Origin of the sequence: Serratia quinivorans, assembly GCF_052113645.1 — a bacterium.
Taxonomy (GTDB): Bacteria; Pseudomonadota; Gammaproteobacteria; order Enterobacterales; family Enterobacteriaceae; genus Serratia; species Serratia quinivorans_B.
The window spans coordinates 55933-77919 of the sequence record NZ_JBIEIU010000007.1; the positions used below are offsets into that span (position 1 = coordinate 55933).

The following is a 21987-nucleotide window of genomic DNA, read 5'->3' on the forward strand; positions in this document are numbered from 1 at the left end:
CGCCCCTTAACCGTGGTAAACGTCAGACAAGGCTTGAGCGGTGTCCGGCGTCTCTTCCGTTGCCTGCACCGCCATGCCCGGCTTCAGACGCATCAGACCGCTGACGATCACTCTGTCGCCGGCTTTCAACCCCGAACTCACCAGCCATTTGTCGCCGATAGCCTGGCTGGCGATCACCTGACGGAGCTGCGCTTTATTGTGGGCATCGACGACCAGCGCCGTGGCCTCGCCGCGCGGGTTGCGGGTGATGCCTTGCTGTGGCACCAGCAGGGCATTTTTCTGCTGACCCTGGTCAATCTCGGCGCGGACATACATACCGGGCAGCAGACTGTGTTGCGGATTCGGGATAATGGCGCGCAGGGTGATGGAGCCGGTGCTTTGATCGACGGTGACGTCAGTAAACTCCAGTGTGCCGGTGGACTGATAACGCTGGCCATTATTGAGGATCAGGCTGACCGGCACTTTACCGCCGTTGTGGGTGAGGGCGCCGGAGGCGATAGCCTGCTTAAGCTTGAGGAAATCGTCGCTGGATTGGGTGACATCGACATACATCGGATCCAGTTGCTGCACGGTAGCCAGCGCACTGCTCTGGCTGGAGGTCACCAATGCGCCTTCGGTGACGCTGGATTTGCCAATGCGGCCGGAGATGGGGGCCAGAACTTTGGTGTATTGCAGATTGATACGCGCGTTTTCCAATGCTGCACGGGCGGCGATCACGTCAGCATCCGCCTGCTTGGCTTGGGCCACGCTGGTATCGAATTCTTGCGGACTGACATAATTTTTGGCCCGCAGCGGTTGTTCACGTCGCACGGTCAGGTGCGCTATTTCGCTGCTGGCCTGAGCCTTTTTTAGGTCGCCCAGCGCACTGTCACAGGCGGCCTGGTAGGTCGCGGGATCAATCTGGTATAGCGATTGACCGGCTTGCACGTCACTGCCTTCGACAAACTGGCGCTTGAGGATAATACCGCTGACCTGTGGCCGGACTTCCGCCGTGCGGTAGGCGTTGGTGCGCCCCGGTAATTCGGTTTTTACCGTCAAGGGTTGTGGCTGGAGGGTGACCACTCCGACCGGGTGCGGCGGGACCTGCAATGATTTTGGGTTCTGATCTTTGCAGCCGGTAAGCAACAGACCGCCGCACAGCAGTAAGCTGCCGGTTAAGCATAATGCGTTTTTGTTCATGATTATCCCGTTGGCCAGAAGGTACAGTGAGGCTGTCTGGCGACTGATTGAATGCAGAAAAATTTCGATGACGGACTTTGGGAATATTTTACGGAATAATCAGAGCGGAAAGAGTCCGAATTCGGACCGAATAAAGATGGGCAGGGAGTTTTATTACTCTATTATTGCCATGGTGTGTGTAAGCAATAAAACAAGAAAGACAATATCAGTAGTGTCCGTTGCCGCTGGCACCCCCAGCGGCATTTTTTAATAACGCTGAGGTAAATTGAATACCTGAGTAAGATGTCCTTTCTCCATGGCGATATAACCGCCAGTCTTCAAATCACCCAGACATTTTAATATGGTGCTGCGCGCCAGCGTCGTGCGTTCCTGAATATACCTCAGTGCCGAATACTCGAGGCGAGTATTTTCCGGCGCGTTGATCAACTCCAATAGCTTCCCACGGATGGCGTCATAAGCATGGTTATTCAGCAAATGCAGGTCGCGCAGACTGGCGAAATGCAGTTGATAAGCCAAAATGCGTGATACGTCGGCCCATAACATGGGCTGCTGGTCGAGTTTTTGCAGCACTTTCCCGCCTGCCACTACATGAATTTCGCAGTCCCTATCCAGATGCAGATAAGTTTTCCCTACCGGGTGCAGCAGCTCTGCCAGGCCAATGATATGTGGCGCATAGATGGTGGTCATCAGCAGGTCGTCCGACTGACGGTGCAGGTGAACGGCACCGCGTAATAGCAGGTAAATCTGAGGGTTTTTACTGCTGAATTGACGTGAGCGTCTGGCAGTTACCGCCACGGCTTCGGGTTGCAGCTCTGCGATCAGGTGGGCAATGATGTCGCTGGGTTTGTGTGGAATGATTTTTTGCAGCGCGTCATTGAAGTGGTCGTTATCCGGGATGCCCCCAGTTGCGTACGGCTTGTCTGTCACCTTGATTCCCCCCGTTAATCAGCGCATTAGCCTGCAGTTTATGCGCGTTGCACCGGCTGAGTATAGGGGGATATTGCTGAATTAGGTGAATAAAACGTTTTTGGCGTGCCGGCAAGCTCGGCGCAAGGGCTTTCACCAAACCCGCCGCCGGGGAAATGGCCGGCAGCAGGCCTGTGCCTGAGGATGAGGTTATTTGATCATTTTTTGCAGTTTGGCTTTCTGCTCTGGCGTCAGGGTTTGCATGACATCAAACAAATAACGGTAGCGGATATAGTCCGCCTGTTGTTGATAAATCCCCATTTCGGCGATGCGCTTTTTTACTGTGGACTCGTCCCAATGAGCAGAGTTAAGCACTTTCAGGATGGCCCCGCTGTCGACCTTATCCGCTTTGATGCTGTCGAGCTGTAGTTGAGCTTTGTCCCGTATAACGTGTATTTCCTGACGTTGGGTTTGGCTCAGATCCAATATGCCGGCCAGACGACTGGCGCTTTGCAACCCTTCGGCGGCAAAAACAGAACCGGCGGAAAATAAACACAGCCCGGCGATCAGCATTTTTATTTTGTTTTTCATCATGCACTCCTTATATTTATTCAGGCCAATTTTACGCATGGTTTAAAATTGAATGCACGATTGAAGGTGTCCAAAATTGGACACCTTACCGCTTTGTATTGTTTTTTAATGGTGGTAGTTATGCGGGAAATAAACCGCCCGTCATTTTATGGCCATTTATTGAACATTAATGGCGGGCAAGACTCTGCTGCGGCAGTTTATTACAGGCACAATCAGACAAGGGCATCCAGCGCCCGACCGATATCATCTGTCCAGGGTAAAGTCGGCACCGCCAGGTTTTCCCGTAAATGAGCAACGGAAGAGGTGCCGGGGATCAGCAAAATATTGGGAGAGCGATGATACAGCCAGGCCAATGCGGTTTGCAGCGGTGTGGCACCCAGACGCAGGGCGATCTCGGACAGTGCCTGGGATTGAATTGGGCTGAAGCCGCCAAGTGGGAAGAAGGGCACGTAGGCGATCCCGGCTTGGGCCAGATCGTCGATCAGATCGTCGTCGCCGCGATTGATCAGGTTGTAATGGTTCTGCACGCAAACGATGTTGCACAGTGCGCGCGCCTCGGCGATCTGGGCTGGAGTCACATTGCTCAGGCCGATATGCCGTACCAGCCCCTGATGCTGGAGTTCTGCCAGGGCGGTTAAAGGCGCTTCGATAGACCCCTCCGCAGGACCATGGGTACTGAACATTACCCTGAGGTTGACCACGTCCAGCGTCTCAAGACCGAGATTGCGCAAGTTATCATGCACTGCACTCGTCAGCTCTTCGGCGGAAAACGCCGGCAGCCATGAGGCATCGGTTCCCCGTCGTGCCCCGATTTTGGTGACCAGAGTCAGATCTTCCGGATAGGGTGCCAGCGCTTGTTTAATCAGTTGGTTTGTGACGTGTGGCCCGTAAAAGTCGCTGGTGTCGATATGGTTGACACCAGACGCTACTGCTTCGCGCAATACCGCCAGTGCCGCATCAGTATCCTTTGGCGGCCCGAATACGCCCGGCCCGGCCAACTGCATGGCACCGTAGCCGAGCCGCTTGACGTTTCGACCGCCGAGGTTGAATGTGGAATACGTTGGGTGATTGGACATGGCCTGTTTCCTTTGAAGGTAGTGAAGGGGGCAACTGCACAGGGCAATGATAGGCGTGGCTTTCGCTGGTGATAAGTCGCGTGACCGTGGACGGGTTGTACGGAGAGACGGACAATGAATACTGATTTAGAGGATCTGCATGCCTTTCTTGCCGTAGCGCGTACAGGGGGATTTCGCGAAGGGGCCAGAACCCTGGGACGCAGCGCTTCCAGCGTGAGCGATGCCATTCGGCGTTTGGAAAAACAGCTTGGCGTTCGGTTGTTCAACCGCACGACGCGCAGCGTGACGCCGACCGCCGCCGGCTATAGCCTGCAGGAGCGGCTGGCACCGGCTCTGGATGAGGTGCAAAGTGCGCTTGACGTGGTGAACGGCTTTCGCGACAAACCTGTCGGCATGCTGAAGCTGAATGTGCCGATGAGTGCCGCACGCCTGGTGTTGCCTGCGCTGATACCGGCATTTCTCACCGCCTACCCGGATATCAAGGTGGAAATACAGACCGAGGAAAGCTTCGTCGACGTCCTGGCCGCCGGCTGCGACGCCGGCATTCGTTATGAGGAACGTCTGGAAAAGGACATGATAGCGGTGCCCATCGGGCCCAGGGTGCAGCGCTTTGCCGCCGCGGCATCGCCGGCCTATCTCGCCAGGTGCGGGCGACCTGCCCATCCTCAAGAGTTGTTTACCCACGCATGCCTGCTGGGCCGTTTCCCCAGCGGAAAAATCTATCCCTGGGAATTCGAACGGCAGGGCGAGAGGCTGGAAATAGCCCCCGATGGGCCGTTAATGGTGCAGGCTGGTGGTGCGACCGATCTGGCCGTTGCAGCGGCGATAGCCGGCATCGGCATTATCTATTTGTTCGAAGATTGGTTGGCACCCAGCTTTGCCAGCGGTGAACTGGAGCCGGTGCTCGAAGCCTGGTGGCCGCAATTTTCCGGCCCGTTTCTCTATTATTCCGACCGCCGTTTTATACCCTCGCCGCTGCGGGCGTTCATCGATTTTATCCGGCAGGGGCCCAGAGCTACGGCTTAGAGCAGCATTGCCACCGGATCTATCTGGGGTCACCGGTGACCTATTTGGGCTGGGGGAATCTGAATAACTTGATTGGTTTGTTGTAATCATTGATAAAAAATGAGTTCAGACTTGTGAGGTATACCTAAGCGTATAGCAATGGTAAAAGGTCACGTACATTCTGCCTTTCATCTGCCTATTAAAAATCTCGAGAAAACCACCCTGGGCAGGGCCCTAATACAACCATCGCCCGGCCTTGGCGGAGTTAATAAGCATCTCTAGAGTGAAATCGGGAACCTGAGTCAGCTTTTCACTATCGGGATAGTAGGTATCTATGCTGAAACCCTTACTGTTTACATTGAATTGATTAAAGAAGTCTTTCATTAGCTCTTCTGCTTCTTCACGTTCGAAATGTAAATCGGTGTCTATATCCGTTTTGACAGTCCATTTCTTCTTGAAGAACGGAATGATCGAGAAACCATCATGTTTTTTGACCAAAGAAAATACAGCCTGTTGCACTTTGTCTATGGTCATAATCTGTCCTCTGCACGAGCAATTTTGTTGTAGGTTGTTATGGCTCGGATTGTGATGATTGAAACATCGCTAGCCAGTATCACCCATCCGATGACAGGGATTGCCCTCCCGGCAAAAGTGCCAATATTAGCGACCATCCTGATCTTGAACGTTTTAAGGTTTAGTGGGCTACCGATAACACTGGGCATCTTTATGCCGAACGGGAATTGACTATTTTTGAACACATTCCTAGCCATTTTGCTAGCTCTTGATGTCCCCGAGATCGCTCCGCTAGGTTTGGTTCGTGTTAACAAGTCTCGGCGGCCCAAGAGGACAGCCGTTGCGGCAAAAGTATCTTGTTGGCCTAATTGCTCAAGTGTTTTCTGCACAAAGATGGCGAGCAATAGTTCATGGGCAGTGAGGTTTATTAGGCCGTTGTAGAAGTAAGTTCCACCTAGTTCTTCGACTGTATCCATAGGAATTCCTTTTCATTAGCATAGTTGTACGATAACCAAGCATTTCAAGGGATTCAATCAGCAAGGTGGTTGCTTTACGTTTACCCGCAAAAAAAAGATTTATACAAAAACTGGTCACATTGTTCATTTTTGAATTTAGTTATTTAAAAACAAATAATTAACCAGTGATTAGTTGGTGATGAGTTTGCCCTGACTGGTCACTTACTGTGAACAGTCAGCCCCAAAAATGCAAAATACCGGCCTGAGCCGGTGATTTATTGTGTTGTGGGTGAGCGACAGTGAGAGATTTCAGGCAGAGAAAAGGCCTGCAATGCAGGCCTGAGTAGTCAGCGTTTGCAGCAGAAAGGGGCCAGCTCATGATGCGTTGCCCACTGTGTACTCATTCGTCTTATACCCGCACCAGCCGTTATGTGACCGAACAGACGAAAGAAGCCTATTACCAGTGCCAAAATATCGTGTGCTCCTGCACCTTTAAAACGGTAGAGAGCGTCGATAAGATTTTATGTCAGCCCATTCAAGCGGAAACGGTGACCGGTGATGATTTACCGCCGCCGGAAAAAAGGACATTAAATCGTTACCGCCGTTATAGCCGAAATCAAACACTGCACTGATTGAACTGGCCCCGCTGTAATACTGATTTTGCTGCGGGGCTTTACCGTTCCCCTAAGCCCGAAAACAGCCTTTTTTCTGGCTAGCCTGCCTCAAACTGCGCGTGCATGCATAGGGTGCATGATTTTGCATGAATCCCCAGCCTCTCAAAACAGCCGAAACCCCGCGCCACAAGGGCTTACAGGGCCTCTGTGTCATGCATGAAATGTGCATGATAAAGCCAGAGCGCGTAGGCGAGGGAGTATTGCGCGCTGGCATTAAAAATACGTTTGTCTCCAAGATTCGCTACTATTGGAGGCATTGTTACCTTTCAATTTTAATACCGTCAATAAAATGCTTGATTATATATTTTTCAAAATCGTCTGTTTCTATCATTGAATCTATTCCAATTAAATCGTCTATGGATTCCAAATAGCTTATTGTCTGATGGAGGTCGATATTATCGCTATTGAAATTAAAATGACCAGCTACCTGTAGTTTTTTAGAAATCATTCTAGGTAGGCCATACTCCTCTAATTGATAAACAATAGGTGGTAGAAAAGCATGTGTGGTTTTGAATATAAATGGAGATATGTCAGTGTTTTTATCTTTAATTAGTTCATTCAAAAGAGTGTTTATATCATTAAGTAAGGCTGAAAGTTTAAATGTTAAATTTTTTTCTAATTGGAAGTGTTTTTCAATGTCAATGCCTAATGGTGATAACTTTTTTAAAAGCTGAGGAAGTGTTAATTCCCAACTTTTTGATGCAACTTTAACGAATCCTACAAATTTACTATATTCAATATCCCATCCGCCAGGTTTTAATTTCATTATTTTATATAAATAATAATCCCAGTTGTCAGGTAAGGGGGAGTTTAAAAATACTATCCGTGTCCAATCACTAGGGTTCCTAGCTATATCAAATGCTATATCTCTTATGAGAATGGCATCATTGGATTTGAAAGATCCTTCATCTTGTAATCTTTTAAATGTATCATGACCGAGAATGTTTGACATGTCCTCCCTATATGCAATTATCGCAGATATTTGTTCTTGTGTGAGTTCTCCTTTATATTCGTTTTCATCAATGTCACCGATTAGAGCATTGGGCATGTTTAAAACTAGTTCATTCTCTTTATTTGCAGGCGGAGCCGAAAGTAAAAATATTTTCCCGATGAAATGCTTAAACATTCTACCTCCTCGGCCAATAATATTTTTATACATAAAATCATTTAGATTAGATCTTCCATTTTTAGCTCTCCATATTATTATGTTCTCTGCTGATGTGTTAACCCCTTCGACTATTGATGATGTAGATATTATGTTGTTAATTCCATCAGGCTCTTCAAATAGCTTTACTTGAATTTGACTTAACGATCTATGTAATCTTCCGTTGTGTATGCCTGTCCCGAATTTTATAAGATCTACTAATTTCCAGTTTTCGTCATAGTTAACACTAAGCCAATTAGAGAAGTTCTTAAGAAGTTGGCTGTTTTTGCTTTTATGATTTGATCTGATTAGATCTGCGACGGCATCAATATCCTTATATGTCCCTGCATAAATTAATGTTTTCCCGGAATTCATTGATAGTATATTAAGTAAGGCCATTTCTTTTTTATTTATGTCTTCAGAAATATCCTTGTATAGTTCATGTTTTTCCAGAAAAACAGTATTAAAATCTATGCGGAGAAACTCCATCCCTTTAGTAAATGGATTGTCTTTCAAGTTGGAAATGTTAGGGGATAAAAAATAGCGCTGATCGGCTTTTTTGCTGAGTTTCATAATCGCTTTAAGTAATGATGGCGATCTCTCTTTATCAAATTTATCACTAGCCTTGTAAAACTCGTCGACTATTAATATGTCTAGCTTGTCTATTTTATCTATATAGCCGAAAGCTCTTTCTTGTGGAAATACAAATATATTTTTCTCGGAAAGTTCTACGTCTGACGTGGTTATTATTTTATAATTGTCGGAGAATTTTTTTTGCAGCCTTCTTCTTGTTTCATCTGTTAAGGCAATCGTTGGCACAATTATTACAACATTTTTAGGTTTTTTTATAGAAATGAATGCATCTATAATAAAACTTTTTCCAAAACTTGTTGGAGCACTAATCGCTAGATTTTCACCATTAATGAGTTTTTTAAGAAGTAGTGATTGTTCTCTATGTAATGTTACAGGAAACTCAAGGCCAACATCTACTTTAAAAGCATCATAAACAAATCGTTCTTGCCAAGAGGATGATCCTGTTCTTAAGTAAGGATATAATCCTAGCTCTCTAATAAGATGGTTGACTAATTGATTATAATGGATTTTATTTTTATCGAAATAATCAAGAAGCTTTATAAGACTGTTTCTTGCATCGACTTCCCGTCCTTCATATATCAACTGATTAATACTTTGGCAACAGTTGAAAGTGGATTCATCCATGATTTCATGCTCAGAAGGTTCTTCCATATCTAATCTCCTTTAAATGCTCTTGCTCTTTTTATAAATGAATTTATTATTTTTTCTTTCTCTGGAACAGGGAATAAAATTAGATGAAATTTAACATCAGAATAACCAAAAATGGAACCTATCTTGTTTTTTTGTTTTTTGAAGTAAGATGTTGCTCTTTCTTTATGGTATGAAACTATATTTCTCTTATATTCTTCACTTAGACGAGTTGTCTCTTTTGTAATCTTGCATTCATGTAGCAATAATATAGGGATGTGTATTTTTGGTTTAAGGTGATCAATGGAATTTTGATTTGACAAAGCTTCCTTTATCTTTTTCAGTAATACATCGTCTAATATAAGTGCGTCAATGTCATTTACGTTGGAAATAATGCTATTCTCTTTCCTTAGTTTATCACTATTTAAAGAATTTCCTACGGAGTTTATGATGCTTATCAGTCTGTCATCATCAATACTATTATAAAACTTAGCTTCTCCAAACCAAAGGGAAAATTCACCATTAGCTATAATAATATGAACGCTATCAGCTCCTTTTGCATTGTCTTGAGAGTTTTGTTTATAGAATATTTTAGGTACAACAGGCAATGCACTATAATGGTTCTTCATAATCCCATAGAGTACTATTTCTGCCAGTTCACTTCCTTTACTGATATCCTGAATTGTATCAGTTAACCGTAAATTTTGAGCCGCCGCCGCCAGTAAGGTATATGGATCACTTGATAGACTCTCCCGTTCACGATGAGAAAGAGATGTCTCAGCAATATTATCCCAGATAAAATTTTGGAATTTTTTGTATCTCCAATCACCATCTTCGAAATCATTTATTAAGCCTAGGAGGCTCTTGTTTGGATAGCTTTTTGAGTCATTATCAAAATAAAAAGAGGTAAAAAAATCCTCAATAATAATATCAAATGTCATTCCTATGCCCCCACCATGCTGAAACTGCTTAAAAATGGCTACTAACGACAATCGCTACCAATATGACAAGAACACTATGACGGAGTGTTACTCCACATCATATATGAATTTAAATAAAAATCTGGCCATTTTTCCTAAGTAAATAAGAATATCTCACCAGAAGTATAAAAACACCTGTTAATAAAGTCAGGTGTTTTTATAATCAGTGTTTTTTTGAACAGTATGGAGTAACAAATAATTCAGAATTTGATATGAAGAAATTAAATTATAAGTATTTTGGCTTACAATTTCTTTGTAGAACCACTAACCCCCACCAACTCATCAATTCACGTCGTTGTTCAAGATATGACGAACGGTTATATGCTTTCCTTACTTCATTCTTATCACTATGAGCTAGCGCTGCTTCTATAACATCAGCATTAAACTCCGCTTCGTTCATAGCTGTACTCGCGATAGAGCGCAGTCCATGAGCAACAAGTTTGCCACCATAGCCTATACGTTTTAATGCCGCATTAGCCGTCTGGCTGTTCATTGGCTTACGTGGGTCATTGCGGCTAGGGAATACATGTTCACGCCTGCCGCTGATAGGGCGCATGATTTCCAGTATCTCTAGTGCTTGGTCTGACAGTGGAACGATATGCTCACGCTTCGCCTTCATCCGTTCTGCCGGGATGCGCCATTCACGGTTTTCTATATCGATCTCGGCCCATGCGGTTGCCGAGGCTTCGGAAGGACGTATTAGCGTCAACAGTTGCCATTCAAGCAAGCAGCGGGTTGGGATTGATAGATTGCTCATCGAGATAGTGCGCATCAGCTTGGGCAATTCTTCAGGCCGTATAGTCGGCATGTGCTGCTTCTTAGGCCGTTCGAACGCGTTACCAATACCAGAAGCCGGATTAGCATCAATCAAGCCAGTGTTGACGGCGTAGATCATGATTTCGTTGATGCGTTGTACTAATCGGCGAACAGTCTCTAACGCTCCACGGGCCTTGATAGGTTCCAGCACTTGGGCGCTTTGATGTCCTGAACTGGAACATTCTCGATAGATGGCAGTATGTTCTTCTCCAGAGAACACCAGATGTCTTCCGCATGCTTAGCGCTAACGCTGGCCTGCTTCAACGTGAACCATTGCTTTGCCACATTCAGGAAAATGCTTTCTTGCGCTATCTGCTGCGGTTCCGCTTCTGCTGCCTCTTTAGCCTGCGGGTCAATGCCTCTCGCCAGTATCGCGAGCTTTTCGGCACGTATTTGTCGGGCGTCGGCAAGTGACTGGGCAGGGTAGGCTCCGAGGCTAACCATAGTCCGTGAACTGGTGCCGGGGCGAAGGTAACGGAAACGTCACAATTTCTTGCCGGTGGTTTTGACTAACAGGAACAGGCCATCGCCGTCATGCAGAGTGAGGTCTTTCTCTAGGGCTTTGGCTTTTTGGACTTCGGTATGTGTGAGGGAGCGTGTAGTCCGCGCCATGTAAGGATTCTTCCATAATTGGTATACGTTTATGGCATACATTTTAACGTATACCAATAAATCCCGGGTTTAGCTGGATGTTCTCGGACTACTACAGACACGAAAAAGCCCGCAACGTGAATTGCGGGCTTTTTCGTTATTGCCACCGGATCTATCTGGGGTCACCGGTGACCTATTTGGTGGAGCTGGGGGGATTTGAACCCCCGTCCGAAATTACTACACCGTCGGCACTACATGCTTAGTCCAATCTTTACATTCGCCGGTCAGCTGCGGATGGACACGCCACTAACAAACTAGCCTGATTGGATTTAACGCTTCAGCCCCAGGCAGGACATCCACGCGATCTCTTTTGGGTTTGACCTCTCTTGATCCCCGTCCTAAGAGCGGAGGCTAGGGAGAGAGGGCTCTTAGCAGGGTATTAAGCTGCTAGGGCGTAGTTTTCGTCGTTTGCGACTATTTTTTTGCGGCTTTTTACGAGGCCAACCGCCCCTCGGCATGCTCCTAGGGCTTCGCAAATCCCGTCGAATCCAGAATCAGCCCCAAGTAACTTTGTGCAGTATACCAGAAGTTTAGTCCGATAAGCCAGAGGCTTATCGGTTGGCGTGCTTCATGATACGGGCTTTCGCCGTCTGCCATTCACGATCTTTGATGTCATCGCGCTTATCGTGTTCTTTCTTGCCTTTGGCTACGCCGATTTTGACCTTGACCCAGGCATTTTTCCAATACATGGACAGGGCAACCACGGTATAACCTTCGCGGTTTACGCGGCCGAACAGCGAGTCCAGCTCGCGCTTGTTCAACAGCAGTTTGCGGGTACGTATCGGATCGCAGACCACATGCGACGAAGCCACGCTGAGCGGCGTGATAGTGGCGCCAAACAGGTAGGCTTCACCGTCACGGAAGGTCACGTAGCTGTCGCTGAGGTTGGCTTTGCCGGCACGCAGCGATTTGACTTCCCACCCTTGCAGGGACAGGCCCGCTTCGATTTCTTCTTCAATGAAGTATTCGAAACGCGCTCGCTTGTTTTGCGCAATGGTGGCAGAACCGGGTTTGTGTGCTTTTTTCTTTGTCATAGTGCTTTCATTATACTGGATGCGTCAGCGAAAGAAATCCTTTACCGCTCAGCACCTGCGCAATTTTTCGCATTTTTGGCTCCCAACTTGCATAGCAGATTTTTTGTTTGCCGATAGATAAATGGTATCATTTGTATGTTTTGTGTCTCACAGGAAATGATATGCCCCAGATCAGTCGATCTGCGTTAGTGCCATTCAGCGCCGAGCAGATGTATCAGTTGGTTAACGATGTTGATTCTTATCCCGATTTTCTGCCAGGTTGTACCGGTAGCAGGGTGATTAACGCGTCCAACAATGAAATGACCGCCGCAGTAGACGTTGCCAAAGCCGGTATCAGCAAAACTTTTACCACGCGCAACACGCTGCTGGATAACCAGAGCATCAATATGCAACTGGTTGATGGTCCGTTCCGCAAGTTGATGGGGGGCTGGCACTTTACGCCGCTCAGTCCGGAAGCCTGTAAGGTTGAGCTGCACCTGGATTTCGAATTTACCAACAAACTGATCGAGTTGGCGTTCGGTAAGGTGTTTAAAGAGTTGGCCGGCAACATGGTGCAGGCATTCACTCAGCGGGCGAAAGAGGTTTACAGTGTCTGATATACGGGTTGAGGTGGTTTACGCCTTGCCGGAACGTCAGTATCTACGCAATGTGAAACTGGCAGAAGGCAGCAGCGTTGAGCAGGCGATTGTGGCCTCCGGGTTGTTGGAACTGCGCAGTGACATTGATTTGCAAAGCAACAAGGTGGGCATTTATAGCCGACCGGCCAAGTTGGGCGATGTGCTTAACGATGGCGACCGGGTGGAAATTTATCGCCCATTGATTGCCGATCCTAAAGAGCTGCGCCGTCAACGGGCAGAGAAAGCAAAAAAATAAGGCGCTAAAAGCGCCTTAACTTGATGACAAACACCCGAAAAACGTGGTTTTCGAATGTTTGGGGTAAATCAGAAGACATAATCCTTTGTTTTTACCAGCCCCATGACCAGGACTGTTAGCCGCAAAGAACTTCTCCGCAGTCTGAGGCGCTTTTAGCGCCTTATTTTTTATCAGAATTTTATCTTCCGAGTTGCAGCCTGTTACTGTCATGAAGAACTGGACGCATCCCTCACGGGCCGGACGAGAATTCCTGCGCCGATTACTTGGTCAGCGCAGGCTTGTTCTGAATATCGGTCAATACGCCTGCGCTGTTAAAGGTCAGCGTCAGGGTTTGCTGGGTGATACTTTCATGACCAGGTTGCTGGCGGAACACATAGAACCACGTCTGAGTACCGAACGGGTCCTGCAGCATTGGAGTTCCCAATGTATAAGCGACCTGTTGCTGGGTCATACCTTTTTGGATTTTAGCTACGTCGGTTGACGTCAGGTAGTTCCCTTGGTTGATGTCAGGCCGGTAAACCACCTTCTCAAAAGTAGAACAGCCTGCAGTCAGCATCACAAGAACCACAGCGGCGGCAGTCAGCGTTTTACAGCGCATAGTAATCACATTCCTTTAGGGCATAGGATGCCGATGATAATAGACCTTGCAGCAGTTGGAAACCTTTACAGGGCCCCAATATGACCTCAGGAAAGTAAAAAAGTTGAGCTTTTCTATGCAGCAAGCAGTTCTTTTGCGTTTGCCAGGGTGTTTCGGGTGACTTCGCTGCCGCCAAGAAGGCGCGCCAATTCCTGCAAACGAGCACGTTTATCCAACGGCGACATCTGCGTTTCGGTTTCCGTGCCGTCGGTCTGCTTGCTGACAAACAGATGCTGATGTCCACAACCTGCCACCTGCGGAAGGTGGGTGACACACATCACCTGTGTCGATTCTCCCAGTTGACGCAACAGGCGACCCACAATGGCAGCCGTTGGGCCGCTGATGCCGACGTCCACTTCGTCGAAAATCAGCGCCGGGGTTTCCATTTTACGTGCGGTGATCACCTGAATTGCCAGTGCAATGCGCGACAGCTCGCCGCCGGAAGCCACTTTCGCCAGCGCCTGCAGCGGTTGGCCCGGGTTGGTGGAAACGCAGAACTCGGTGCGGCTGGCCCCTTCGGCACTCAAATGCTGTGGTTCGAAACGTACGTCGATATTGAACTTGCCGTGCGGCATGGAGAGCGCCTGCATGCTGTCGGTAATCAACGTAGTCAGCTCTGCGGCATAATGCTGACGCTTCTGGTGTAATTGCTCCGCCAACAGCAAGGCTTGCTGATGATGCTGCGTGACCGCCTCGTTGAGGTGTTCATGGTCGTTTTCTTGCTGCGACAGCAGCTGTTGTTCATCCAGCATTTGTTGATGCAACTGCGGCAGTTCTTCTGGGGCTACGTGATGTTTGCGTGCCAGGTTAATTTGCCGCGACAGGCGCTGTTCCAGTTCTTGCAGACGGTTTGGATCCAGATCCATGCGGTCGGCATAGTGGCGCAGCTCGTCGCTGGCCTCACTGATTTGGATCGACGCCTCTTCCAGCATGTCCAGCAAGCCGCTGAGTTTTTCATCCATGCCGGCCAACTCAATCAGCAGGTGTTTGGCGGTATAGAGCTGGCTTAGCATATTGCTTTCTTCATTGTCGGCCAGCAATTGCAGAGTTTGCTGGCTGATGGTCAGTAACTGGCCGCTGTTGGCCAGGCGTTTGAACTCCGTATCGATTTGTTCAAACTCGCCGGCCAGCGGGGCAAACTCGTTCAGCTCTTTCAATTGGTATTGCAGTAGCTGTTTGCGCGCGTCGCGCTCAATGGACTGTTGCTGATGGCGGGCCAGCTCGCGACAGCTTTGGTGCCAGCGCTGATAAGCCAGTTGCATTTGCGCCAGCAGGGCCGGCTCGTCGGCATAGGCATCAAGCAGCTGTTTTTGGTGCTCGGGCTTGAGCAGCAACTGATGGGCATGCTGACCGTGGATTTGAATCAGACGCTGACCGAGTTCGCGCAGTTGCGAAAGCGGTACGGAAGTGCCGTTGATAAAGCCGCGTGAGCGGCCGTCGGCGTTGATGACCCGGCGCAGCAGGCACTCATTGCTGTCGTCCAGTTGGTTCTGTTCGAGCCATTGGCGTGCAGAGGGGGTATCCGTCAGTGAAAAACGGGCACAGATATCGGCGCGGGCGGCTCCCAGCCGGACTACGTTACCGTCGGCGCGGTTACCGAGGCACAGCCCCAGCGCGTCGATGGCGATAGATTTACCGGCGCCGGTTTCACCGGTAATCGCCGTCATACCCGGTTGAAAATCAATTTCCAACTCACGAACGATAGCAAAATTGCTGATGGTCAATTGCGCCAGCATGGGAACCTTCCTGTGTATAAACACATAACTGTAGTTTCATACAGTATAAACTGGTTTTATATACAGTAAAGGGGCTGGCGAGATTTTTAGAACAATTTTTTAGACCAGCCCAGTTTGGTGCTTAACGTATTGAAATAGCTGTAGTCCTTCGGATGAATGAGATTCAAGTGGAAATCACTGCGACGTATCAATACTTCCTCACCTTCCTGGATTGGCAGCGCGATTTGGCTGTCGCAACTGATTTCCAGATCGCTGCCGATCTGCGAGAACTTCAGCCGAATGGTGCTGTTACCGTTGATCACCAACGGGCGGGCCGAGAGGGTGTGCGGGAACATCGGCACCAGTGCGATGGCTTCCAGCGATGGTGTCAGGATTGGGCCGCCGGCAGAGAGCGAGTAGGCGGTTGAGCCGGTCGGGGTGGCGATAATCAGGCCGTCGGAACGTTGCGAGAAGGCGAAGCGGTCGTCGATATACACTTCGAACTCAATCATATGCGCCACTTTACCGGGGTGCAGCACCACTTCGTTGATGGCGGTGCTGATGCGGCATTGCTGGTTCTCTTTGTGCACGATGGTTTCCAGCAGGAAGCGCTGTTCATCGATGTATTCGCCTTCCAGCACATCGGCCAATTGCTGCAACGCATTATCGGGGTCGAGATCGGTCAGGAAGCCGAGATTGCCGCGGTTAACGCCGATCACTTTAATGTCGTAACGCGCCAGCACGCGCGCAGCACCGAGCATATTGCCGTCGCCGCCAACGACTACGGCCAAATCGGCCTGTTGGCCAATCTCCGCCAGGCTGCCGGTGACCGCGTCTTTCAGCTCCAAATCCTTGGCTATCTGCCGTTCAACCATCACTGAATAGCCTCGGGCGACCAGCCAGTGAAATAACATCTCATGCGTTGCCAGCGCCGAAGGGTGACGCGGGTGGCCAACAATGCCAATACAGGCGAATTTTTTATTCATTGTTGTGATTTTCCTCACCGGGACCAGATTATGCCCCACATTGTGACCGGTTGACTTGAAACCCCGGTTTTGATCCCCATAATAAGCCAAGTTGCGAGATTAATGCTAAAACGCGGAGATATTCATGAGTAGTAAAGAACAGAAGACGCCAAACGAGCAAGTCTCGGAAGAAATGGAACAGCAGGAAGTCTTGCCGGAAGCGGCTGAGGGCGTCGATCTGCGGGATGAACGCATTGCTGAGCTGGAAGCTCAACTGGCCGAAGCCCAGCAGCATGAACGCGACAGCCTGCTGCGTGCCAAAGCGGAAATGGAAAACGTCCGCCGCCGCACCGAGCTGGATATCGAAAAAGCGCACAAATTTGCGCTGGAGAAATTCTCCGGCGACCTGTTGCCGGTGCTGGATAACCTGGAGCGTGCGCTGGATCTGGCGGATAAAAACAATCCGGAACTGGCGGCAATGATTGAAGGTATAGAGCTGACGCTGAAGTCCTTGCAGGACGTCGTGCGTAAGTATGGGATCGAAATCGTTGGCGACATTAACGTGCCGTTCAACCCGGATGTGCACCAGGCGATGAGCCTGATGGAGTCTGCCGAGCACCAGCCGAACCACGTGATGATGGTGATGCAGAAAGGCTATACGCTGAATGGTCGCCTGCTGCGCCCGGCGATGGTTGCGGTTTCCAAAGCCAAGGCTTAAGCGGAATTCAATAAGGAAAAGGCACCTGCGGGTGCCTTTTTTGCGTCTGGATTATGCCTGCGGCAGTCGCGGTAGCCAGTCGATAGGCTTCAACCCCTGTTGCTCCAACAGTTGGTTGGTCTGCGAGAAGTGGCGGCAGCCGAGGAAACCGCGATGGGCGGAAAGCGGGGAAGGGTGCGGCGCTTTCAACACGTGGTGGCGGTTGCGATCGATAAAATTGCCTTTTTTCTGGGCATGCGAGCCCCACAGCAGGAACACTACGCCTTCGCGATTTTCATTCAGCGCGGCGATCACTCTATCGGTAAAGGTTTCCCAGCCCAGCTTGGCGTGAGAGTGAGCCTGGCCGCCTTCAACGGTCAATACCGTATTCAGCAACAGCACGCCCTGTTCCGCCCAACTTTGCAGGCAGCCGTGGCTGGGGCGTTCAAAGCCCGGAATATCCGTCGCCAGCTCTTTATACATATTCACCAGTGAAGGGGGCGCGGGCACACCGGGGAGCACCGAGAAGGACAAGCCGTGGGCCTGATTCGGGCCATGGTAGGGATCCTGGCCGAGGATCACCACCTTCACGTCCGCCAGTTCGGTAAAACGGAAGGCGTTGAACACGTCTTTTTGCGGTGGATAAATGGTCTTACCGGCCTGGCGTTCAGCGGCAACAAAGGCAAGCGTTTCATGAAAATAGGGCTGCTCTTTCTCCTTGCCGATGACATCATGCCAGGTGAGGGAGGTGGACATAAACGCTCTCCTTTGTTTTCGTTAACAATTCACTGTGCATAGCTTACCGTTTAGCTTCACGCAGCGAAACCCGCTTTTCTCTTTCTGCCGTCGTCATGGATACAAATATTTTTTAAAATTTACAAAAATAATTGCGATGTACTCTGCGAGGAAAATTGACATAAAACATAAACTTGCCAATTCTCCCTCTGTGGGTACCCCGCGAAAATTGACTTTAATCAAAGAATTGCCCCGGCCAGGCTGGTATACAGAACAACAAGACAACAATGGTTTTACCAAATGGCCGAAACCAAAATTGGGTTTTTTCTCGAAGTAGAATTTTTCGCCCTTGTACGGAGGCAACAAAATGATTACTGGTATTCAAATCACTAAAGCGAACGACCAGGCGTTGGTGAACTCTTTCTGGCTGTTGGACGACGAAACATCAGAAGCCCGCTGCGTTTGTGCTAAAGCCAACTATGCGGAAGACCAGGTAGTACCGGTCAGCGAGCTGGGCCAGATCGAGTACCGCGAAGTGCCGCTGGAAATGCAATCTACCGTACGCGTAGAGGGTGGTCAGCACCTGAACGTGAACGTACTGCGTCGCGAAACTCTGGAAGATGCGGTTAAGCACCCGGAGAAATACCCGCAGTTGACCATCCGCGTGTCCGGCTATGCGGTGCGTTTCAACTCACTGACGCCAGAACAGCAGCGTGACGTGATTACACGTACTTTTACAGAAAGCCTGTAATCACCTGCAGAGTTAACAAGGGAGCTTCGGCTCCCTTTTTTACGCTCGCCGGCCAGAAAGTGAATCCGGATCACATTCCTCGCAAAGATAATCTTCCGCATTACAGAACTGCTCCGACCTGCCGATAGCTACAGCAGTGCCCATTTGGGTGCGGCATTGTTAAGTCTATCGACAAGGAGTCGGCATGAGTATGTCTTTGAGTTTTACCTCTGCGGTCAGCCACGCGGCCATTCAGCCCCCGATGGCGCGCACGCTGCCGGAACCCTTGAGTTCATCCCAGCCCGTTGAAACCCCTGCGACCAAGCCCCCAGCGGTTACGCTTTCGCAGAACAGCCTGAATGCCCAGAGCCTGCTGAACACGCTGGTCAGCGATATGTCGGCAGCGGCTCCGGCTGCGGCGAATCAGGGCGTGACGCGTGGTCAGCAGCCGCAGCAGGGGGATTATACGCTGGCGCTACTGGCTAAAGACGTTTACAGCACCAGCAGCCAGGGCGTTGAAGGATTCAGCAGGTTGAGCGACAGCATTTTGCTTGGCGCGGGCATTGACCCCGCCAGCCTGCAGGATGCGGCATCGGGTTTTCAGGCAGGGATCTACAGCGATAACCAGCAGTACGTGTTGGCCTTTGCCGGTACCAACGATATGCGCGACTGGCTGAGCAATGTGCGCCAGGCGACCGGCTATGACGATGTGCAGTACAATCAGGCGGTAGCCCTCGCTAAAAGCGCCAAAGCAGCCTTTGGCGATGCGCTGGTGATTGCCGGTCATTCGCTTGGTGGCGGTCTGGCGGCTACGGCGGCGCTGGCGACGGGCACGGTGGCGGTGACGTTTAATGCTGCGGGCGTTTCCGACTACACGTTGAACCGGATGGGGATCGATCCGGCCGCGGCGAAGCAGGATGCGCAGGCAGGTGGTATTCGGCGTTACAGCGAGCAATACGATATGTTGACCGGCACGCAGGAATCCACTTCGCTGATCCCGGATGCGATCGGGCATAAAATCACGCTGGCCAATAACGATACCCTGAGCGGCATTGACGATTGGCGGCCGAGCAAACATGTGGATCGCAGCCTGACCGCACACGGAATTGATAAGGTGATCAGTTCGATGGCGGAGCAAAAGCTCTGGGAGACGAAGGCCCATGCCTGACAGGCGGCGCGTATGGCAGACGTTAATTATCGGCACACTGGCGGTGATCGCGATCGCCGGTTTGCTGGTCATGGCTAAGGAACAACAGATGAATCGGGATATCTCGCCATTTAACGGGCACAGCAACCTGGCGTTGGCTCAGGCGGTCGCGCGTGGTGATCAACAGGACGTTGCCGAGCAGGCAACGCAGGCGCGCTTACGTGAGCAGGGCGACCGTCAGGTCACTTTACCGCAGTGGGCGATATTGTCGCAGCAACCGCAAAGCCTAAATTCGCTGTTGGCGCTGGGGGCAGATGTGGCCACTCCGGGCCTGGATGGCAACAGCGCCTTGCATACCGCTGCCGCAGTGCAAGATCCGCAGTATCTGCAATTGTTGCTGGCGAATGGTGTGCCGATAAACCCACGCAATGCAGTGACCGGCGCTACGCCGTTGGCTACGGCAGTTTTGGCGGGGCGGGAAGAACAAGTGCGCCTGTTGTTGGTGGCCGGTGCGGATGTCACGTTGAGTGACCGACTGGGGGATACGCCTTTGCATCTGGCGGCCAAAATCAACGCGCCACAGTTAGCGTTGATGTTGCTGCAAGCGGGGGCGGATGCCAAAGCGCGCAATCAGCAGGGCGTGACCTTCCAATTCTATTTATCGCAGACGCCGACTGCGTTGCAGAATGAAGAAATGCGCGATCGTTATCGTCAACTTAATACCTGGCTGAAAGCCCATCAGCAGGCGGCGCATTACGCGCAACCGTAACGGGCATAAAAAAACCGCCTTCAGAAATGGAGGCGGTTTTTATTCACGGCGGCAGCATTACTTCGCGCCGTTGCCCTCAGGCTTTTCTTTAGGCTGGCGGCGTTTACCTACGTTTTTCGCATCGCGATGACGTACTTTCACCTTGGCTTTTTCTTTGTTCTTTTCTTTGTCTGAGGCACGCTTGGCCAGCACTTTCTTCGAAGGCTTGCCGTTGCTCTTTTCGCTTGGCACTTTGGTTGATGGGCGTAGCTCATCGATCACGCGTGCTTTCAACGGCTCGTTCAGGTAACGGCCCACTTTGCCCAGCAGCAGGTGGTCGTGTGCCTCAACCAGCGAGATGGCGGTACCTTTGCGCCCGGCACGACCGGTACGGCCGATACGGTGCAGATAGGTGTCCGCGGTGCGCGGCATGTCGAAGTTGAACACGTGGGTGATATCCAGGATATCCAAACCACGGGCAGCAACGTCGGTAGCGACCAGCACGTTGACACGGCCGTCCATCATGCGTTTTACCGCTTCGTTGCGTTTGGCCTGCACCATTTCGCCTTCGAGGTAGCAGGTGTTGATGCCTGCTTCGCGCAGCCAGCCGGCCAGCTCATGCACACGCTCACGTTTGCGCACGAAGATCACGGATTTCTGCACGTCCGGTTGTTGCAGCAAGTGCACCAGCAGGGCGGTTTTATGCTGTACGTCGTCAGCGCGGTAGTACCACTGCAGGATCTTTTTGCGCTCGCGGCGTGACGGATCGGCTTCGACTTCCACCGGTTCTTTCAGAATGCGTTCGGCGAATTCACGGATGGCATCGCCTTCCAGCGTCGCGGAGAACAGCAGGGTCTGGTTACGCCAGCGGGTCTCGGCGGAAATGGTTTCGATGTCCTGCGCGAAGCCCATGTCGAGCATGCGGTCGGCTTCATCGAGGATCAGCGTCTCTACCGCGCGGCAGTCGAAGTTTTCTTCTTTAATATACTGCAGCAGGCGGCCGGTGGTCGCGACCACCACGTCCTGGTTTTCGCTAAAGACTTCCGCGTGGTTCATATAAGCGACGCCGCCGGTGATGGTGGCGATATCCAGCGAAGTATGAGCAGCCAGTTCACGTGCCTGATCGGCTACCTGCATCGCCAGCTCGCGTGTCGGAGTAAGGATCAGTACGCGCGGTGGGCCGGACTTCTTGCGTGGGAAGTCGAGCAGATGTTGCAATACCGGCAGCAAAAATGCCGCGGTCTTGCCGGTGCCGGTTGGCGCCGAACCCAATACGTCGCGCCCATCCATCGCAGGCGGGATCGCCTCGGCTTGAATGGCGGTTGGGCGTTCGTAGCCTTTATCGCGCAGGGCGTTTATCAGGCGTTCATCGAGTTCGAGTTCGGAAAAATTGGTTACTGTCATGGTCTACCTCTACTTGGGGCGCCGATTATAGACGGGTTGGCCGCGTTCTTCACCTATTTAAGCGGAAAGCATCTCTTTTCCCAAAAATCAG

24 protein-coding genes, 1 other RNA gene and 1 pseudogene are annotated in these 21987 nt (G+C 50.3%); 8 read left to right on the forward strand and 18 right to left on the reverse strand.

Going from position 1 to position 21987, the window contains the following annotated elements:
- Positions 1-6 precede the first annotated feature (6 nt).
- The 4 genes from ACGS9J_RS14280 to ACGS9J_RS14295 all read right to left on the reverse strand — a co-directional run bounded on the left by ACGS9J_RS14280 (position 7) and on the right by ACGS9J_RS14295 (position 3752).
- The gene (locus ACGS9J_RS14280; protein WP_442231540.1) at positions 7-1179 is read right to left on the reverse strand and encodes an efflux RND transporter periplasmic adaptor subunit; all 1173 of its coding nucleotides are present in this window, start codon (positions 1177-1179) and stop codon (positions 7-9) included.
- A 246-nt stretch (positions 1180-1425) separates the two neighbouring features.
- On the reverse strand, positions 1426-2106 hold the full coding sequence (locus tag ACGS9J_RS14285; RefSeq protein ID WP_442231541.1) for a helix-turn-helix domain-containing protein: 681 nt from the start codon (positions 2104-2106) through the stop codon (positions 1426-1428).
- A 189-nt stretch (positions 2107-2295) separates the two neighbouring features.
- Positions 2296-2676, reverse strand: coding sequence for a Spy/CpxP family protein refolding chaperone (locus tag ACGS9J_RS14290; RefSeq protein WP_442231542.1), 381 nt, complete (start codon positions 2674-2676; stop codon positions 2296-2298).
- 212 nt (positions 2677-2888) lie between these two features.
- Complete coding sequence (locus tag ACGS9J_RS14295; RefSeq protein ID WP_442231543.1) at positions 2889-3752, reverse strand: aldo/keto reductase family oxidoreductase; 864 nt, start codon at positions 3750-3752, stop codon at positions 2889-2891.
- Between the two features lie 114 nt (positions 3753-3866).
- On the opposite strand from ACGS9J_RS14295, the gene ACGS9J_RS14300 reads away from it, so the two are divergent.
- On the forward strand, positions 3867-4778 hold the full coding sequence (locus ACGS9J_RS14300; RefSeq protein ID WP_442231544.1) for a LysR family transcriptional regulator: 912 nt from the start codon (positions 3867-3869) through the stop codon (positions 4776-4778).
- Between the two features lie 213 nt (positions 4779-4991).
- Here the strand turns inward: ACGS9J_RS14300 and ACGS9J_RS14305 are convergent, their stop codons facing one another.
- Entirely contained in the window at positions 4992-5291 is a 300-nt protein-coding gene (locus tag ACGS9J_RS14305; protein WP_442231545.1) for a DUF1493 family protein, read from the reverse strand.
- Positions 5288-5746 (reverse strand): STM2901 family protein, encoded by a 459-nt coding sequence (locus ACGS9J_RS14310; RefSeq protein WP_442231546.1) that lies wholly within the window; start codon positions 5744-5746, stop codon positions 5288-5290. The genes ACGS9J_RS14305 and ACGS9J_RS14310 overlap by 4 nt, the downstream gene beginning before the upstream one ends.
- A 356-nt stretch (positions 5747-6102) precedes the next feature.
- On the opposite strand from ACGS9J_RS14310, the gene ACGS9J_RS14315 reads away from it, so the two are divergent.
- A complete protein-coding gene (locus ACGS9J_RS14315) occupies positions 6103-6357 on the forward strand; it encodes an ogr/Delta-like zinc finger family protein (RefSeq protein WP_046374795.1) in 255 nt (84 codons plus the stop codon).
- 301 nt (positions 6358-6658) lie between these two features.
- Here ACGS9J_RS14315 and ACGS9J_RS14320 read toward each other — a convergent pair whose 3' ends face one another.
- From ACGS9J_RS14320 to smpB, 7 genes and pseudogenes are all read right to left on the reverse strand, one after another.
- Positions 6659-8788: a DEAD/DEAH box helicase gene (locus ACGS9J_RS14320; protein WP_442231547.1), complete on the reverse strand. Its 2130-nt coding sequence runs from the start codon at positions 8786-8788 to the stop codon at positions 6659-6661.
- 2 nt (positions 8789-8790) lie between these two features.
- Positions 8791-9705 carry a HamA C-terminal domain-containing protein gene (locus ACGS9J_RS14325; RefSeq protein WP_442231548.1) on the reverse strand — a complete coding sequence of 305 codons (915 nt, stop codon included), beginning with the start codon at positions 9703-9705 and terminating at the stop codon, positions 8791-8793.
- A gap of 265 nt (positions 9706-9970) precedes the next feature.
- Positions 9971-10639, reverse strand: coding sequence for a tyrosine-type recombinase/integrase (locus ACGS9J_RS14330; protein WP_442231729.1), 669 nt, complete (start codon positions 10637-10639; stop codon positions 9971-9973).
- Positions 10640-10645: 6 nt separating this feature from the next.
- Positions 10646-11004 (reverse strand): annotated as a pseudogene (locus ACGS9J_RS14335) (phage integrase central domain-containing protein); the annotation flags it as partial.
- Positions 11005-11043: 39 nt separating this feature from the next.
- Positions 11044-11172 carry a hypothetical protein gene (locus ACGS9J_RS14340; protein WP_442231549.1) on the reverse strand — a complete coding sequence of 43 codons (129 nt, stop codon included), beginning with the start codon at positions 11170-11172 and terminating at the stop codon, positions 11044-11046.
- Between the two features lie 177 nt (positions 11173-11349).
- Positions 11350-11713, reverse strand: a transfer-messenger RNA (tmRNA) gene (gene ssrA / locus ACGS9J_RS14345).
- A 49-nt stretch (positions 11714-11762) separates the two neighbouring features.
- Positions 11763-12245 carry an SsrA-binding protein SmpB gene (gene smpB / locus ACGS9J_RS14350; RefSeq protein WP_061808353.1) on the reverse strand — a complete coding sequence of 161 codons (483 nt, stop codon included), beginning with the start codon at positions 12243-12245 and terminating at the stop codon, positions 11763-11765.
- A 161-nt stretch (positions 12246-12406) separates the two neighbouring features.
- Between smpB and ACGS9J_RS14355 the strand changes: the two genes are divergently transcribed.
- The gene (locus tag ACGS9J_RS14355) at positions 12407-12841 is read left to right on the forward strand and encodes a type II toxin-antitoxin system RatA family toxin (RefSeq protein ID WP_442231550.1); all 435 of its coding nucleotides are present in this window, start codon (positions 12407-12409) and stop codon (positions 12839-12841) included.
- Complete coding sequence (locus ACGS9J_RS14360) at positions 12834-13118, forward strand: RnfH family protein (protein ID WP_442231551.1); 285 nt, start codon at positions 12834-12836, stop codon at positions 13116-13118. The genes ACGS9J_RS14355 and ACGS9J_RS14360 overlap by 8 nt, the downstream gene beginning before the upstream one ends.
- Positions 13119-13377: 259 nt before the next feature.
- Here the strand turns inward: ACGS9J_RS14360 and bamE are convergent, their stop codons facing one another.
- The 3 genes from bamE to nadK all read right to left on the reverse strand — a co-directional run bounded on the left by bamE (position 13378) and on the right by nadK (position 16456).
- Positions 13378-13716, reverse strand: coding sequence for an outer membrane protein assembly factor BamE (gene bamE, locus ACGS9J_RS14365; RefSeq protein WP_442231552.1), 339 nt, complete (start codon positions 13714-13716; stop codon positions 13378-13380).
- Positions 13717-13829: 113 nt separating this feature from the next.
- Entirely contained in the window at positions 13830-15491 is a 1662-nt protein-coding gene (gene recN / locus ACGS9J_RS14370) for a DNA repair protein RecN (RefSeq protein WP_442231553.1), read from the reverse strand.
- Between the two features lie 86 nt (positions 15492-15577).
- Complete coding sequence (gene nadK, locus ACGS9J_RS14375; protein ID WP_442231554.1) at positions 15578-16456, reverse strand: NAD(+) kinase; 879 nt, start codon at positions 16454-16456, stop codon at positions 15578-15580.
- Between the two features lie 124 nt (positions 16457-16580).
- On the opposite strand from nadK, the gene grpE reads away from it, so the two are divergent.
- Entirely contained in the window at positions 16581-17153 is a 573-nt protein-coding gene (gene grpE, locus ACGS9J_RS14380) for a nucleotide exchange factor GrpE (RefSeq protein WP_442231555.1), read from the forward strand.
- 51 nt (positions 17154-17204) lie between these two features.
- Here the strand turns inward: grpE and ung are convergent, their stop codons facing one another.
- Positions 17205-17888 (reverse strand): uracil-DNA glycosylase, encoded by a 684-nt coding sequence (gene ung, locus ACGS9J_RS14385; RefSeq protein WP_442231556.1) that lies wholly within the window; start codon positions 17886-17888, stop codon positions 17205-17207.
- 346 nt (positions 17889-18234) lie between these two features.
- Here ung and grcA point away from each other — a divergent pair, with 346 nt between their 5' ends.
- The 3 genes from grcA to ACGS9J_RS14400 all read left to right on the forward strand — a co-directional run bounded on the left by grcA (position 18235) and on the right by ACGS9J_RS14400 (position 20513).
- Positions 18235-18618 carry an autonomous glycyl radical cofactor GrcA gene (gene grcA, locus ACGS9J_RS14390; RefSeq protein WP_020828267.1) on the forward strand — a complete coding sequence of 128 codons (384 nt, stop codon included), beginning with the start codon at positions 18235-18237 and terminating at the stop codon, positions 18616-18618.
- 184 nt (positions 18619-18802) lie between these two features.
- Entirely contained in the window at positions 18803-19765 is a 963-nt protein-coding gene (locus ACGS9J_RS14395) for a phospholipase (protein WP_442231557.1), read from the forward strand.
- Entirely contained in the window at positions 19758-20513 is a 756-nt protein-coding gene (locus ACGS9J_RS14400; RefSeq protein WP_442231558.1) for an ankyrin repeat domain-containing protein, read from the forward strand. Before ACGS9J_RS14395 ends, ACGS9J_RS14400 begins: the two co-directional genes overlap by 8 nt.
- 57 nt (positions 20514-20570) lie before the next feature.
- Here ACGS9J_RS14400 and srmB read toward each other — a convergent pair whose 3' ends face one another.
- Entirely contained in the window at positions 20571-21896 is a 1326-nt protein-coding gene (gene srmB, locus ACGS9J_RS14405; RefSeq protein ID WP_442231559.1) for an ATP-dependent RNA helicase SrmB, read from the reverse strand.
- Positions 21897-21987 lie beyond the last annotated feature (91 nt).

Excerpts from the sequence above, each read along its gene's own strand:
- ACGS9J_RS14280 (WP_442231540.1), bottom strand. The coding sequence starts at position 1,179 with ATGAACAAAAACGCATTATGCTTAACCGGCAGCTTACTGCTGTGCGGC.
- ACGS9J_RS14290 (WP_442231542.1), bottom strand. The coding sequence starts at position 2,676 with ATGAAAAACAAAATAAAAATGCTGATCGCCGGGCTGTGTTTATTTTCC.
- ACGS9J_RS14295 (WP_442231543.1), bottom strand. The coding sequence starts at position 3,752 with ATGTCCAATCACCCAACGTATTCCACATTCAACCTCGGCGGTCGAAAC.
- ACGS9J_RS14300 (WP_442231544.1), top strand. The coding sequence starts at position 3,867 with ATGAATACTGATTTAGAGGATCTGCATGCCTTTCTTGCCGTAGCGCGT.
- ACGS9J_RS14305 (WP_442231545.1), bottom strand. The coding sequence starts at position 5,291 with ATGACCATAGACAAAGTGCAACAGGCTGTATTTTCTTTGGTCAAAAAA.
- ACGS9J_RS14310 (WP_442231546.1), bottom strand. The coding sequence starts at position 5,746 with ATGGATACAGTCGAAGAACTAGGTGGAACTTACTTCTACAACGGCCTA.
- ACGS9J_RS14315 (WP_046374795.1), top strand. The coding sequence starts at position 6,103 with ATGATGCGTTGCCCACTGTGTACTCATTCGTCTTATACCCGCACCAGC.
- ACGS9J_RS14320 (WP_442231547.1), bottom strand. The coding sequence starts at position 8,788 with ATGGAAGAACCTTCTGAGCATGAAATCATGGATGAATCCACTTTCAAC.
- ACGS9J_RS14325 (WP_442231548.1), bottom strand. The coding sequence starts at position 9,705 with ATGACATTTGATATTATTATTGAGGATTTTTTTACCTCTTTTTATTTT.
- ACGS9J_RS14330 (WP_442231729.1), bottom strand. The coding sequence starts at position 10,639 with ATGATCTACGCCGTCAACACTGGCTTGATTGATGCTAATCCGGCTTCT.
- ACGS9J_RS14340 (WP_442231549.1), bottom strand. The coding sequence starts at position 11,172 with ATGGCGCGGACTACACGCTCCCTCACACATACCGAAGTCCAAAAAGCC.
- smpB (WP_061808353.1), bottom strand. The coding sequence starts at position 12,245 with ATGACAAAGAAAAAAGCACACAAACCCGGTTCTGCCACCATTGCGCAA.
- ACGS9J_RS14355 (WP_442231550.1), top strand. The coding sequence starts at position 12,407 with ATGCCCCAGATCAGTCGATCTGCGTTAGTGCCATTCAGCGCCGAGCAG.
- bamE (WP_442231552.1), bottom strand. The coding sequence starts at position 13,716 with ATGCGCTGTAAAACGCTGACTGCCGCCGCTGTGGTTCTTGTGATGCTG.
- recN (WP_442231553.1), bottom strand. The coding sequence starts at position 15,491 with ATGCTGGCGCAATTGACCATCAGCAATTTTGCTATCGTTCGTGAGTTG.
- nadK (WP_442231554.1), bottom strand. The coding sequence starts at position 16,456 with ATGAATAAAAAATTCGCCTGTATTGGCATTGTTGGCCACCCGCGTCAC.
- grpE (WP_442231555.1), top strand. The coding sequence starts at position 16,581 with ATGAGTAGTAAAGAACAGAAGACGCCAAACGAGCAAGTCTCGGAAGAA.
- ung (WP_442231556.1), bottom strand. The coding sequence starts at position 17,888 with ATGTCCACCTCCCTCACCTGGCATGATGTCATCGGCAAGGAGAAAGAG.
- grcA (WP_020828267.1), top strand. The coding sequence starts at position 18,235 with ATGATTACTGGTATTCAAATCACTAAAGCGAACGACCAGGCGTTGGTG.
- ACGS9J_RS14395 (WP_442231557.1), top strand. The coding sequence starts at position 18,803 with ATGAGTATGTCTTTGAGTTTTACCTCTGCGGTCAGCCACGCGGCCATT.
- ACGS9J_RS14400 (WP_442231558.1), top strand. The coding sequence starts at position 19,758 with ATGCCTGACAGGCGGCGCGTATGGCAGACGTTAATTATCGGCACACTG.
- srmB (WP_442231559.1), bottom strand. The coding sequence starts at position 21,896 with ATGACAGTAACCAATTTTTCCGAACTCGAACTCGATGAACGCCTGATA.